Annotated in this window: 11 protein-coding genes and 1 pseudogene; 2 read left to right on the top strand and 10 right to left on the bottom strand. The window is 47.9% G+C overall.

Annotation, left to right across the window (positions count from 1 at the left end):
- Positions 1-142: 142 nt before the first annotated feature.
- From MJ768_RS13225 to MJ768_RS13190, 8 genes are all read right to left on the bottom strand, one after another.
- Positions 143-1,264: a deoxyguanosinetriphosphate triphosphohydrolase gene (locus MJ768_RS13225; RefSeq protein WP_239292389.1), complete on the bottom strand. Its 1,122-nt coding sequence runs from the start codon at positions 1,262-1,264 to the stop codon at positions 143-145.
- Positions 1,257-2,345, bottom strand: a complete 1,089-nt coding sequence (aroB, locus tag MJ768_RS13220; RefSeq protein WP_239292387.1) for a 3-dehydroquinate synthase — start codon at positions 2,343-2,345, stop codon at positions 1,257-1,259. The genes MJ768_RS13225 and aroB overlap by 8 nt, the downstream gene beginning before the upstream one ends.
- 283 nt (positions 2,346-2,628) lie before the next feature.
- The gene (locus MJ768_RS13215) at positions 2,629-3,189 is read right to left on the bottom strand and encodes a shikimate kinase (RefSeq protein WP_239292386.1); all 561 of its coding nucleotides are present in this window, start codon (positions 3,187-3,189) and stop codon (positions 2,629-2,631) included.
- A gap of 93 nt (positions 3,190-3,282) precedes the next feature.
- Positions 3,283-5,400: a type IV pilus secretin family protein gene (gene pilQ, locus MJ768_RS13210; protein WP_239292385.1), complete on the bottom strand. Its 2,118-nt coding sequence runs from the start codon at positions 5,398-5,400 to the stop codon at positions 3,283-3,285.
- A 17-nt stretch (positions 5,401-5,417) separates the two neighbouring features.
- Positions 5,418-5,930 (bottom strand): pilus assembly protein PilP, encoded by a 513-nt coding sequence (locus MJ768_RS13205; RefSeq protein WP_239292384.1) that lies wholly within the window; start codon positions 5,928-5,930, stop codon positions 5,418-5,420.
- Positions 5,927-6,553: a type 4a pilus biogenesis protein PilO gene (locus tag MJ768_RS13200; protein ID WP_239292383.1), complete on the bottom strand. Its 627-nt coding sequence runs from the start codon at positions 6,551-6,553 to the stop codon at positions 5,927-5,929. Before MJ768_RS13200 ends, MJ768_RS13205 begins: the two co-directional genes overlap by 4 nt.
- A gap of 8 nt (positions 6,554-6,561) precedes the next feature.
- Positions 6,562-7,158: a PilN domain-containing protein gene (locus tag MJ768_RS13195; RefSeq protein WP_239292382.1), complete on the bottom strand. Its 597-nt coding sequence runs from the start codon at positions 7,156-7,158 to the stop codon at positions 6,562-6,564.
- A complete protein-coding gene (locus tag MJ768_RS13190; RefSeq protein WP_239292381.1) occupies positions 7,155-8,255 on the bottom strand; it encodes a pilus assembly protein PilM in 1,101 nt (366 codons plus the stop codon). Before MJ768_RS13190 ends, MJ768_RS13195 begins: the two co-directional genes overlap by 4 nt.
- Before the next feature lie 251 nt (positions 8,256-8,506).
- Here MJ768_RS13190 and MJ768_RS13185 point away from each other — a divergent pair.
- Positions 8,507-8,732 (top strand): annotated as a pseudogene (locus MJ768_RS13185) (IS3 family transposase); the annotation flags it as partial.
- A 78-nt stretch (positions 8,733-8,810) separates the two neighbouring features.
- On the opposite strand, the gene MJ768_RS13180 reads toward MJ768_RS13185, so the two are convergent.
- On the bottom strand, positions 8,811-9,755 hold the full coding sequence (locus MJ768_RS13180; RefSeq protein WP_239292380.1) for a complex I NDUFA9 subunit family protein: 945 nt from the start codon (positions 9,753-9,755) through the stop codon (positions 8,811-8,813).
- Between the two features lie 457 nt (positions 9,756-10,212).
- Positions 10,213-11,535: an SAM-dependent methyltransferase gene (locus MJ768_RS13175; protein ID WP_239292379.1), complete on the bottom strand. Its 1,323-nt coding sequence runs from the start codon at positions 11,533-11,535 to the stop codon at positions 10,213-10,215.
- A 1,029-nt stretch (positions 11,536-12,564) separates the two neighbouring features.
- Here MJ768_RS13175 and MJ768_RS13170 point away from each other — a divergent pair.
- Positions 12,565-13,122 carry a thioredoxin family protein gene (locus MJ768_RS13170; RefSeq protein WP_239292377.1) on the top strand — a complete coding sequence of 186 codons (558 nt, stop codon included), beginning with the start codon at positions 12,565-12,567 and terminating at the stop codon, positions 13,120-13,122.
- The last annotated feature ends 211 nt before the right edge of the window (positions 13,123-13,333 follow it).

Raw genomic sequence — 13,333 nt, 5'->3', positions numbered from 1 at the left:
GGCATGGATTGAAAAATTCTCATGTTTTTTGCGGGGATAGAAACTTGAATTTTAATTAGTATAAAAAACTTCGCAGCAGGTATTCTTGCATCAACCATGCATGAAGCATGACGCAAATTTCATTATTGAAGCAGAGCGGGAATCATCCTTCTTCAATGGCAAACAACCTTCGGTGCTCTTTGATGGCGTAGCGATCAGTCATGCCGGCGATGTAATCGGACACGGTGCGGGCACGGTCGGCTTGCGCCTGCTGCTGAAACTGCGGCGGCAGCAGGCGGTTATCCTCCATGAAGACCTGAAATAGGTCGCTGATGATGCGGCGCGCCTTTGCACTCATGCGCATGACGCGGTAATGACGGTATAAATGCGTATGCAGGAAGGCTTTGAGTTCGCGTTTCTGCTCATGGATCTCGGCGCTGAACGCAGCCAATGGCGGGGCGGCGCGGACTCCGGCGATATCACGCACAGCATGAGTCCGAATGTTTTTTTCAGTTTCATGGATTAAATCTGTGGCCAGTGTATTGATCATGCGCCGTATCGTTTCGTGAATCAGACGGCGCTCGGCTAGGCCGGGGTAGGCTAGTCGTACAGCATCCAGATGACTGACAAACAAGCGCACCGAGGAAAACTGCTCCAGCGTAATTAACCCCGAGCGCAGCCCGTCATCCACATCATGGTTGTTGTAAGCGATCTCATCGGCCAAATTGGCGATCTGCGCTTCCAGCGAAGGACGCTGCTGCTTAAGGAAGCGTTCACCCACTGCACCCAGCTTGGCGGCATTTATCGGCGAGCAATGTTTGAGAATACCCTCGCGCGTTTCGAAGCACAGATTGAGTCCATCAAAGGCGGCATAATGATCTTCGAGTACATCCACCACGCGTAGCGACTGCAGGTTGTGTTCGAAGCCACCGTAATCCTTCATGCAGGCATTGAGCGCATCCTGCCCGGCATGGCCGAATGGCGTGTGACCGAGATCGTGAGCGAGCGATATGGCTTCCACCAGGTCTTCATTTAATTTCAGATACCGTGCGATGGAGCGGGCAATTTGTGCTACTTCCATGCTGTGAGTCAACCGGGTGCGAAATAGGTCGCCTTCATGGTTAACAAATACCTGAGTCTTGTATTCCAGGCGACGGAAGGCGGTGGAATGGATGATGCGATCACGATCACGTTGAAATTCGCTGCGCCCAAAAGGCGCTTCCTCGCGCTTAATCCTGCCGCGTGTGTTGCCCTCTGTTACCGCATAAGGTGCAAGTTCAGCCATGCGCGCTGTTCGCCATCAAGGTTTGCCGCAATAATTCCGGCTCCACGTTCCCGCTGATCACCGCACTGCCGATGCTTTTAAGTAGCACGAAACGGATTTTTCCGCCAACCACTTTTTTGTCCAGGCCCATCAATTGCAGGTATTTCTCCACGCCCAAAGCAGGCGCGACAACCGGTAGGCCAGCGCGTTCCAACAAGCTACGGATGCGATCCACATCCTCCTTGCTTAGCCAACCCAGGCGACACGATAGATCAGCGGCCATCATGGTACCTGCAGCGACTGCCTCGCCATGAAGCCATGTGCCATAACCCATGCCTGTCTCGATAGCGTGACCGAAGGTATGACCCAGGTTAAGCAGTGCGCGTTCACCATTTTCTCGCTCGTCTGCAGCGACTACCTCGGCCTTATTCTGGCAGCTGCGTGTGATGGCATATTGCAGCGCATCCGCATCGCGCGCCAATAATTTCTCCATGTTCTGTTCCAGCCACTCGAAGAAAGATAGATCGCGGATCAGGCCGTATTTTATGACTTCAGCAATGCCCGCGCGTAACTCCTGATCCGACAATGTGTTCAATGTGGTGATATCGGCAAGCACAACTTGCGGCTGATAAAACGCACCTATCATATTCTTACCCAACGGGTGGTTGATGCCGGTCTTGCCACCGACCGATGAATCCACCTGTGCCAGCAGAGTGGTGGGAATTTGGATGAAAGGAACGCCGCGCAAATAGGTTGCGGCAGCATAACCCGTCATGTCGCCTATCACCCCCCCGCCCAAGGCGATCAATGGTGTATTGCGTTCGCACCGATGGGAGAGCAGTGCGTCGTAAATTAACCCTAGCGTTTCTGCATTTTTATATTGTTCACCATCTGGCAAGATGATGGAAATGATGTCCACGCCATGAGCTTGCAGCTTGGCGCGCAATGGTTCCAGGTACAATGGTGCCACAGTAGTGTTGGTCACCACTGCCGCTCTCTTGTGGGGCAAGTGTGGCAATAGCAGTTCTGCACATCCCAGTAAGTCAGTGCCTATATAAATTGGATAGCTGCGCTCTGCCAGCCCAACGGTTAATGTTTGCATAATTTTTGAAAGCTTCTATTGAAGGTTGCATAGTGAATGGCAGGTAACGCTATAACATTTCAAACGATCACAGATGCATACTGAACGAATTGCTCCATTACTCCTGCGATTCCAGGATTTTTGAGCAGGCTAAAACCCAATGGGCTTGAGCAAAAACGACTTTTGAATTGCTGACATCCAACAAAATTATTTAATTTTCTATACCTTAAAGTGGATAAAATTGTCAGTCGGGCTGCACGGGAATGACCGCTGTTGTCTTGATTTATAGTAATCTCAATGGTTGTTATGACTTAATTTCCGAAAATCGGTTTAGCTCCTGCTGCAAATGCAAAACCAGGCTTTGCGCGCTTTGTTTGCCGGTAGGCATAACCAAATTGGCCACTTGTGCATATAGCGGATCGCGCTGCTCATACATATCTTTTAGTTTTGCATGTGGATCGGCTGTCTGCAATAACGGACGATTTCGGTCATGGCGAGTTCGCTGCCAGAGGTCATGAATTGTGCTTTTCAAGTACACCACTATGCCATTACAGCACAATGCAACACGGTTTTGCTCATTCAATACCGCGCCACCTCCAGTCGCTAAAACGATATTATCGAGTAGTACCAAGTCTTGAATGACACTTGCTTCGCGCTGACGAAAACCGGCTTCTCCCTCAACATCAAAGATGTGCGGAATAGTTACACCAGTACGCTGCTGAATTTCTTCATCACTGTCAACAAAAATCTTGCCCAACTGCTGGGCGAGCAATTTCCCTACGGTAGTTTTCCCAGCTCCCATCATTCCCACAAGGAAGATGTTGCCGGAAAGGCGCTTGGGCGGCACTGTATTAATATGATACATGATCGAATTGTAGCCGAAAATCCTCGTGCTCACCGTTTTCTGCAACGGTAAAAGCCCGGCTATGCCGGGCTTTTTAAATTCATACCCTATTGCTTAACGCAGATTCAAACTGTCACTCAGGATTTTAGGGGAAATAAACACTAAAAGCTCCCTTTTGTTATTAGTATCAGTTTGAGTTTTAAATAACCACCCAAGGATAGGAATATCACCTAACAGTGGCACCTTAGGGGTCGTTCTTAATTCGTCTTGAGTATAGACTCCGCCAATAACAACAGTCCCCCCATTATCAATCAATACTTGGGTACTGATTTTCTTGGTATTAATACTGGGTATACCCCCCACCGTCGAGTTAATTATTTCGCCCACAGAATCCTGAGTTACTTCTACTTTCATGTTGATATTATCATCTGGCGTGATCTGAGGAGTGACGGTAAGGCTTAAAATTGCCTTTTTAAACAATACATTCGTCCCCTGCAGGCTGACTGTTTGATAGGGTATTTGCACACCTTGTTCAATTACCGCCTCAGTTCCATTTGCAGTTACCACACGAGGGCTAGCAATGTTGTTAGTTATTCCATTCAATTGGGATGCCTGCAACTCCAGTCCTAATATTTTGGTCACAGATGAGTTGAAAAGCATCGCTGTCACCACACCCGTACCAATCAATCCCGGGGTTCCAGGCAGGTTAATTTCTCCGCCACCAGCACTACCGCCTATAGAACCACGACCTCCACCCACAGAAAACCCTCCTCCACTAGATGGAGGTGGCCCGGTATAGCTTAATCTTCCACCCAAGGTTCGAGTAAATTTATCGCTTGCCTCGACAAAACGTGCTTCAATCATTACTTGGCGCACGGCCACATCGACCTGCTTGATCAGCTTGCGTACTTCCTCCAAACGCGATGGTGTATCTTGAACAAACACAGTATTGGTGCGTGCATCCACCACTGCACTCCCGCGTTTTGACAGCATACGCTGAGTGGGGCTCTGCAACAAAGCAATAATTTCCGCTCCTTTTGAATAAGCAATTTGGAAACTTTCTGTGTGTAGAATCTCAAGGTCGGAGATTTCTTGATTCGCTGATAAATTAATCTTTTCCTTGGTCGCCAATTCCTCGCGCGGGGCAACTTGAATCACGTTGCCGTTCTTGCGCATATCCAAACCGCGTGAATCAAGAATAATTTGTAGTGCTTGATCCCACGGCACATCCTTAAGCCGTAAAGTCAGATTACCGCTCACGGAATCGCTGATCACCATGTTCAGATTAGTAAAATCAGCAATAACGTTTAACGCTTCGCGCACTGCAATATTCTGGAAGCTCAAGGTCAATTTTTCGCCCGCATAACCTACCTGTCTATTTTTCAATAGCTTATTCGGGTCATCCGCTACTGCTTTTATTTCCACTATAAATTTGTTATCCGTCTGGTAGGCGACGTGCTCCCACAAACCCTTGGGTTCAATGACCATGCGCACATGGTCACCCTGCATGAATGTATCGATACCCTGTATTGGCGTGCCGAAATCCACTACATCAAGCTTACGTTGCAAGTTGCGCGGTAGACTGGTATTCATGAAGTCCACGATAAGGCTTTTACCTTGCTGCTTAACGCCTATACCTACACCAGGATCCGATAAATCTACCTGAATGCGTCCTTCACCATTCCCGCCACGACGAAAAACAATATCACGCAGACTATATTTCTGGGTACCTGACTTCGCCTCAGCAAATCGTGCAGTGGCTACCGCCGCCGATACCGCAGGAATTTTGCCATGTAGGGTAATCAGTAAGTTAGTGCCTTGTGTATGAGCGTCATAAACCAATATTTGATTGAGGTTAACCACCAAGCGGGTGCGATTACCTGATTGCACGATATTGGCGCTACGCAATTCACCTATGCCAAATTTTTGCGTCGATTTGCCCAGCCCATTTGTTGTATTGGGGAAATCAAATACAATGCGCGCCGGATTGCTGATGGCAAAATTCAAAGGCGGATTGGCAAGCGCATTCTTCAAACCCATCTTAAGTACCAGCTTACCACCCGGTGCAGCGCTGACGCTGAGCGACTGGATGCTATTTTCTGCGTCAGGATTTTGTGTACTAGCGTTTTGCGCATTGGTATTGCCTTGCGCATGGGCAGTTACTGCACAAACCGCAAATACTGCAACAACAAGCAGAACAAGGTTTTTGATTGCGTTTTTATAATGTCTCATGTTTCACTCCTAATCATTCATTCCATCAATGGCAAACTACTTATACGTTCCGTCCAGTCTCCCGCACTATCCTGCACGATTTCCTTGATTTTCACTTCAGTTTCTGTAACTGAAATAATTTGACCAAAATTCGATCCTAGGTAATTGCCTGCCTTGACTCGATGGAGCTTGCTATCCGACGAGCGGACGATAGCATGACCAACTTTATCCTTATAAAGGAAACCTACCATCTTCAAACTTTCTAATGGCAACTCTTCCAGTGCTTCTCGACGTCGTTTCATATCCGGCTGATTGAGGCCAGGGAGATCGCCACTTTTCGCTTCGGGCTTACGTGGTTTGAATGGATCGGGCAAACCTGTAGAGTTATCATAAACGAATGGCTCATAAGGCTTAATCTCAGGGGGTGGATCCACCTTGCCCCGCATTCCACTTCCAGTGTCTTTGACGAAATCGCGCAAATCCTGAAACTCCTCGTCAGCACAGGCGGACAGTAATAAAGATGTGAACAGTAGTAAGCCAGCCAGTCTCATTTGGGAGCTCCAGCCTTCTTGGACAATTGCTTCTGTGCAGTTAATTCTTCCTCATCTAAATAGCGATATGTTTTAGCTATAGTATCCATAGTCAGGTGCCCTCCCGTTGGATTAATGCTAATTTCGCTCAACGATACGATGCGCGGCAATTGGGCAATATCGCTAGCAAACTTACCAATGTCATCATAATTGCCCGTTACTTTAATAGTAATTGCCTGCTCAGCAAACACGCCGGTAATAATCTCGGCGCCAGGTTTAAACAATTCAAATTGTAGACCGCGACCCAGGCCAGCCTGATTAATATCAGTCAGCAACGCGTCCATTTCTGACTTGCTCGGCAATTGTTTTAGCAGCGCATCAAACGATTGCTTGGCTTCTGTAAGTTTTTTATTGATAACATCTAGATTGATGGCTATTGCCTTCTTGGCCTTGAAATCTGTTTTTAATGTAGCCTCAATCTGCTTGGCCGTGCTCAGCGCTTCCCAACGATCTTTCCAGTCAAATATGGCACCCGAAAGTAAAACGGTCACAAATATCGCCACAAATGCGCTGAGCTTCACCAACAAAGGCCAGCCGCCAGGATCTTTGGGGTTAATATTCTTTAGTTCTTCTAGTAGTCTCATGATCTCACCTAACCTTTCGTGCCAGCTGTTTTAGCCGGAGCAGCGGGGGTTGTTGGCACCAGAGTGGTCAAATTGAAATTCAGAGTAAACTCGTTCAAGCGTGGCCCATTCGCGTTCGCGGTTGTCGCAGAAATTTGAACCAGTGTCGGCGAGTCTAGCCATTGAGAACTATCAATGGAACGCATCAAAGTGGATACCCGGGCATTCGACTGAGTAAAACCAACCAGGTTTATTTTGTTGCCCGTCTGTTTAATCGTTTTTAAATACACGCTTTCTGGCAAAATATTCAACATCTGGTCCAGCAGATGCACCACATCTGAGCGGGTACTTTGCAGTTTTTCAACCACCGTTTTCCGCTCCATCAGTGCTGCGATTTCCATCTTTAGACGCTTTATTTCAGCGATCTGCTTGTCTAGTAGGACCATTTGATCTGTCAGATATCGGTTGCGGCGTTCCTGATATTCAATCTGAGTATTAATGACAACATGCACAAAACCAACAAGCATTGCTGCCAGCACTAGCGTGATTGCGCTGAACGCATAGAACTGAATCTGCCGCGCTTTGCGCTTCTCAGCGCGATGCGGTAATAAATTAATGCGTATCATGAAGGATCAAACCTCCGCATCGCGAGACCACAAGCAATCATTAGCGCCGGCGCATCAATCTGCAATTGCCGCTGTTTGATGCGCCCGGACAAGGTCATCTGAGCAAAGGGATTGGCTACCAGTGTTTTCACCTGCGTACGCGTTGCAACAGCATCGTCCAAATTAGACAGCGCTGCGCAGCCGCCAGCTAAAACAATGTAACTTACTTCGTTGAACTGGGTTGAGGTAAAGAAAAGCTGAATGGCACGAAACACTTCGCCCGCCACACTTTCGCGGAACGGTGTCAATACGTCGCTTTCATAATTCTCCGGCAATCCGCCATTAAGTTTGCCTGCTTCTGCCTCCTCGGCGGACAAACCGAACGCATTCTGGATATGTTGCGTCAATTGTTCGCCACCCATTTGCTGGTCGCGCATGTACACCGATTGCCCGTTGCGCAGTATATTTACATTCATTACGTTTGCACCGATATCTACCAACGCTACGCATTGATCCGCGGCACCTCCCGGCAACTGCAAGCGGATCTGATCAAACGCCATTTCAGCGGCATAATGCTCTACATCCATCACCATCACCTTGAGCCCGGCCACTTGTGCGACAGCAACTCGATCTTCCAGGTTAGTTTTGCGCGAGGCAGCCAACAATATTTCGATTTCTGCAGTATTACCAGGTGCCGGGCCTATTACTTGAAAATCCAGGTTAACCTCGTCAATGGCAAATGGAATGTACTGATTTGCTTCCGCCTCCACCTGATACTCCAGATCTTCCACATTCAATCCACTAGGCAGAAAAATTTTTTTGCTAATCACGGCGGCAGCGGGAAGCGCAAGGCTAATGTTTTTAATACGTGTCCCCATTCGCTTCCAAGCACGTCGCAGACATTCCGAAACTGCCTCCATATTATTGACGTTGCCATCACTTACCGCGTATTGGGGCAATGCTTCAATAGCATAATGCTCGATAACATAGCCGTTTTTCTTCGGTAATTCGCTTAGCTCCACAATTTTGATTGAAGACGAGCAAATATCGACCCCAATTAAAGGCGGCGTCTTGGTATACAAGAAATCTAACGAAATGTTTAACTTGCCTTGGATCATAATTTATGATTAGAACTTTATGTATTAAGTAATTTAAATAATTACAATAACGAACTATTACGCATGCAAATAATTTTCATTACAGTCTAAAATTACACTGCACTTTAAAATACCTCAATAAATCAATACGGCAATAGTTTCAATGATGGCAAAATACTTTGTAATTTAAAAAATTATTTTTCTCATCCTATGCGTGGTTACATTATCCTTTACGACAAGCTGCAGAAATACTTTAGGGCACCTCATATAAATCACGACGAGGTAATTGCTATGACATTGCACCGATAGAAAGCTTGGGGATTACTCAAAAACGAATTGGTACGTCACAGGCGTTTCAAAACCCGTGCGAGGCCATTCAGGCAATTACTGAATACATCGAGATATTTTACAAACGACAACGCATAATGGGCTCAACTAAGCTATCTATCGTCCGCTGCATTTGAACGCCAGTTCTATGAAAAAAGACTGACAGCATGAACCAGTTCGTATCCATTATTGACAACGGACCTCACGTCACGCACTGAGCCACCAATCAGATAAGTTTTCATTGAATGGCTAACTTTTACCGCCCCGCCCTATCGCGAAAAGGTTATATCCCATGGACTTATGGCGTGCCAAGTAGAGCGGGGCCGCATCTTCCAGCGCAACAGGGCTGATACCTAACACTGTCGCGAAGTTATTGCCACCGTCACAGCTGCACACGCTGTCCACTTTCATCGAGTAATAATTGTCGCGAGTCATGAGCTTGCCCGGCAGCAGCTCCATCATCAACGCTTGCAGGTAGGAAAGACTGTCATTCAAGCCGATAATGATCGAGTGATGTCCAGTGACATGCGCCACATATTTTACCAGCTGCCGCAGGGTATAGATTTTGGGACCGCATAGGTCGTAACTCTGACCAAATGTGGCGGGAGCAGCAAGGCTTGCCGCGTATGCATGCGCCACATTTTCCACAAACACCGGCTGGAATTTCGCATTGGGCGATGCCAGCGGTAATATCGGCAGGAACCGCGTCAGCTTAGCAAACAGATTGAGAAAAGAATCCCCCGGCCCGAATATGACCGACGGCCTGAAAATGGTCGTCATCAAGCCCGACTCCATTACGACCTTCTCACCTTCGCCCTTGGAGCGAAGATAGTTGCTGAGAGCGTCAGTACTGGCGTTGAGGGCGCTCATGTGCAATAGCCGCGCTATCCCGTTGCGCTTGCACGCAGCCACAATTTTACGCGGCAATTCCACGTGCGCAGCAGTAAAGTCGCCGTGTAAAATGCCCACCAGGTTGATCACTGCATCCATACCGACTAATAACCGATCGAGTTCAGCATCGTCATGGATATTCGCTTTCACCACGTTCACCGTCGGCAGAGCCAGGAGCTCCCTGGTGCGCTCACGGTGGCGAGTGGGGATGACTAGGCTGATTCCTAGTGCAGTCAGCAAGTGCGCGATATGCCCGCCAACAAAACCGCTCCCACCCATAATGCATACATTATTGATTTTCATGGCGCCAATTACTCCTTCTCTGGAAGTTTCATCATCTTCTGATTTGGATACAATAATGTGAAGACGTTGCCTTATGGTCTGCACGCGATGGCCAAAGACGCTGGGGTAGCATATCGAATTGCCCATGACTTTTTAGGCAGATTCCTGTGAAAGCGATAGTCTTAGTGTAATAGCACTAAACGACGATCTGACATCGGCTAGAAATAAATTCTCTGACGGAAAAAGGTCGTACACTCAAGCTAGTCAGGCTTCTAGTGCTTAAAGTGATCCAAAGCGTCTTGCGGCAAGAGATAAAGTGCAGGCTGAAATCGTGCTGACAGAATATTTTATCCGCAGTATTGAAAGTGTCGCACTACTTCAGCAAAAGCGGCTCGGCATCAAGTCTCGCATCCACTTATCCAGTATCTCATTGCGCTCAACCGGATCTCAGTCATTTCGCCTTGTCGGTCGGGCGAGTTCATGGATAAAGATCGCGCCGAGTCAGAGGCAAATCAACCAATCCGTCGCGCCTGTTTGTGGCGAGAATCTGATAAACGCCGATGGCCCCCTGTTCGAATTGCGACGCGCAGGCCGCCATATACAGTCGCCACACTCGATACGTCGCTTCGCCGACAAGCGCTTTCGCCTCTTCCTCATGCGCTTCAAGTTGCTTCACCCAACGTTGTAATGTGAGCACATAGTGAGGCCGTAACGCTTCGACATCCCATATTTCGAAGCCCGTGTGCTCCATCACGCGCTGCACATTACTTACGCTCTCGAGTTCGCCATCGGGAAAGACGTACCGCTGCATAAATTCGGAGCCGATGGTTTTGTGTCCGCCTTCTTCATCGTTCGTTATTCCATGATTAAGAAAAAGGCCTCCAGGCTTGAGTACGCGGCCCACGGCACGGAAATAGGTTGGCAGGTTTTTAATCCCGACGTGTTCAAACATGCCGATACTCGACACTTTTTCATAGACCGTATTTTCTGGTAAATCCCGATAATCCATTAATTCAACCGTTACTTGATTCGCTATTCCCAAGTCGTTGATTTTATTTTTCGTCCACTCATATTGCTGGCGGCTTAAGGTGATGCCATGGGCGCGAACGCCGTAATGTTGTGCGGCCCAGCAAATCAATGCCCCCCACCCGCAACCGATATCCAATAATCGTTCTCCCGCTTTGAGCCGCAGCTTGCGGCAGATGTGATTGAGTTTATTGCGTTGCGCCTGATCAATACTCTCGTCGGGGTCATCAAAATATGCACACGAGTAAACCATCTGCTCGTCCAGCCAAAGCCGGTAGAAATCGTTTGACACATCATAGTGGAAGGCGATTGCTTCACGGTTGAGTTCTTTAGAATGCGTACGCGATATGAGTGTTTTTAATGGCTTCGGCCATCGAATCGACGAGCTATTGTGGCCTACATTCTCAAGATGATTGCCGAGACGCATAGCTGCTGAAAACAAAGCAAGCCGATTTCGCACGGATAGTGCTAACGATTGTAAATGGGTCCGTTGTTTCAGCAAAGCATAGAGATCGCCCTCTACATCAATTTCGCCAAAAAAATAGGCCTCTGCTAGACGGAGTGGGTCCGGCCGCCAAGCTAACTCACGAATAAGTTTTGCCGTATTGATAATGATGGTGGCAACTGGTTTATCTCGCCCCAGAGATATTAACTTTCCATCCCATAATCGCACGCCAAGACTGCCGGTGTAATTTCGAAACACTTGCTCTACAACGCGCTTTATCCTAAACCCATCGGGTTGAGCGCGCAGCAGCTCTGCGCTAATCATATTCATGCAGTTCCACTCCTTGTTTTATGGCACGAATTAGCCACAACAATTAAGCTTGTTTTTCCGCTTGTTAGTAAAATGTGTAGCACACATAACATAGCCATTATTCAACATAAACAGTTTCCATTAGCCTTTGTTGCTATTTGTAAACGCTATTCCAATAATCATATTGATTCTGTGCGCTATCAAACATAAGGTGCGCTCAAAAACCAAGTGCACTATTTTCTCCAGAAAATAGTGCACGGGAAAAATCTACAATCAACTGTGTATCGAAGGGCGAACGATGATCCAGACGCAGTTATCGATGGTGTACCAACCTGGGCGCTCTGCAGCAACGCTGAGCCGGGAGCTAAAGCATAACGACTGGGCTCCTCCGAAACGGCTCCGGAGCGCTGGTATGCCTGTGATGACGGCGGTGTTGCCGGGCCAGCACAGTGCAACGAAGGACACACTCTTGCACAGTCAAGCTGCACGTTGAGCGCAAATTGCGGCCGAACACCGGACTGTGGGAGCAGGTTACCCGTTTTATACAAGTTGACTATTCACATCTGAGCATATTGCTGGCACACTGGCTACTCGATCCCGCATGCAGAGCTGGCCAAGGATAGACAGCGCCAATACCAAATTAGCGGTAAAAAGATTCGGTCATGTGTTCAACCGCTCGGGGCGCAAAAGGATCTGTCGATGGTTTGCGATCAGGGCAAGAAAATACCGGCGCACCAGTAACTGACGGTAGAAACTGGTGAAGGAGTATTCCTTACAGACCAGCATGGCTCCTGGTAGCAAAACATTATCGAGAACACTCACGACTTGCTATCAGGACTTGCCCAAGGGCTGTGATTTGAGCGTCTTCTCACGAGAAGACGCTGAATGCGATTGCGTGGAAACTGAACGCCCGCCCATGAAGTTACCCGGGTTCAAATGATCCGCATAGTTGTTGATGCCAGACGCTTTTAACTTCAGGCAGCATCATGTTGCGTTTTTTCACTTGGGATTTGAAAACGTCCCTGAAAATTGTTGTCAAGGAGAGATTCAATGGTAAGTTTACAACCGCCAGTTTGCGATTTCGGCTGGAAGGCTCATGAATTTGACTTGCGGGGTGTGGATGGAAAACGTTACACCTCGAAAAATACATGTGGCAAGAATGGACTATTGGTGATGTTCATTTGCAACCATTGTCCCTATGTAAAATCCATCCAGAACCGTATCGTGCGGGATACACGCGAACTGCTGCAATATGGCATTAACAGCATTGCCATCATGTCGAATGATCCTGCAGAATATGTGGAGGACTCATTCGAGAATATGCAGAAAGTGGCTCAGCAATACGCTTATCCATTCCCTTATGTATGGGACGAAACACAGCAAGTTGCTAAGGATTACGGAGCGGTTTGCACGCCAGACTTTTTCGGATTCAATGCTCAGCTTGAATTGCAATACCGTGGTCGACTAGATGCCTCGCGTAAGGAGGCGGTACCGGATGTACCGCGTGATTTGTTTAATGCAATGGTGCAAGTAGCGCAAACTGGCAAGGGGCCGCTAGAGCAGATCGCCAGCATGGGTTGTTCTATCAAATGGAAGAGCGAAGCATAAATTTATATGCCTCTAAACCATTTTCAGTTTAACCGCTTGATTCGTCCGCGCGTAAGCTGCTCATTGTCAAGTCACGCCTGTTTTTAAACACGTTTGACAAATAAATCTGGTTTCTCTGAGTACCATTTCTGCGAGCGCGGCTGGAGAAAAGAGTGACTAGCAGCCTGTCGGGCTACCCGTTAATTCTGCCAGCCACCTGGTATTGCCGGGT

Origin of the sequence: Candidatus Nitrotoga sp. 1052, assembly GCF_927312905.1 — a bacterium.
In the GTDB taxonomy this organism is placed as follows: domain Bacteria; phylum Pseudomonadota; class Gammaproteobacteria; order Burkholderiales; family Gallionellaceae; genus Nitrotoga.
The sequence above is the reverse complement of the archived record's forward strand: the minus strand, read 5'-3'. Positions and strand labels throughout refer to the sequence as shown.

What these genes read in the sequence shown, in the direction of transcription:
- MJ768_RS13225 (WP_239292389.1), bottom strand. Translation starts at nt 1,264, where the DNA reads ATGGCTGAACTTGCACCTTATGCGGTAACAGAGGGCAACACACGCGGC.
- aroB (WP_239292387.1), bottom strand. Translation starts at nt 2,345, where the DNA reads ATGCAAACATTAACCGTTGGGCTGGCAGAGCGCAGCTATCCAATTTAT.
- MJ768_RS13215 (WP_239292386.1), bottom strand. Translation starts at nt 3,189, where the DNA reads ATGTATCATATTAATACAGTGCCGCCCAAGCGCCTTTCCGGCAACATC.
- pilQ (WP_239292385.1), bottom strand. Translation starts at nt 5,400, where the DNA reads ATGAGACATTATAAAAACGCAATCAAAAACCTTGTTCTGCTTGTTGTT.
- MJ768_RS13205 (WP_239292384.1), bottom strand. Translation starts at nt 5,930, where the DNA reads ATGAGACTGGCTGGCTTACTACTGTTCACATCTTTATTACTGTCCGCC.
- MJ768_RS13200 (WP_239292383.1), bottom strand. Translation starts at nt 6,553, where the DNA reads ATGAGACTACTAGAAGAACTAAAGAATATTAACCCCAAAGATCCTGGC.
- MJ768_RS13195 (WP_239292382.1), bottom strand. Translation starts at nt 7,158, where the DNA reads ATGATACGCATTAATTTATTACCGCATCGCGCTGAGAAGCGCAAAGCG.
- MJ768_RS13190 (WP_239292381.1), bottom strand. Translation starts at nt 8,255, where the DNA reads ATGATCCAAGGCAAGTTAAACATTTCGTTAGATTTCTTGTATACCAAG.
- MJ768_RS13180 (WP_239292380.1), bottom strand. Translation starts at nt 9,755, where the DNA reads ATGAAAATCAATAATGTATGCATTATGGGTGGGAGCGGTTTTGTTGGC.
- MJ768_RS13175 (WP_239292379.1), bottom strand. Translation starts at nt 11,535, where the DNA reads ATGAATATGATTAGCGCAGAGCTGCTGCGCGCTCAACCCGATGGGTTT.
- MJ768_RS13170 (WP_239292377.1), top strand. Translation starts at nt 12,565, where the DNA reads ATGGTAAGTTTACAACCGCCAGTTTGCGATTTCGGCTGGAAGGCTCAT.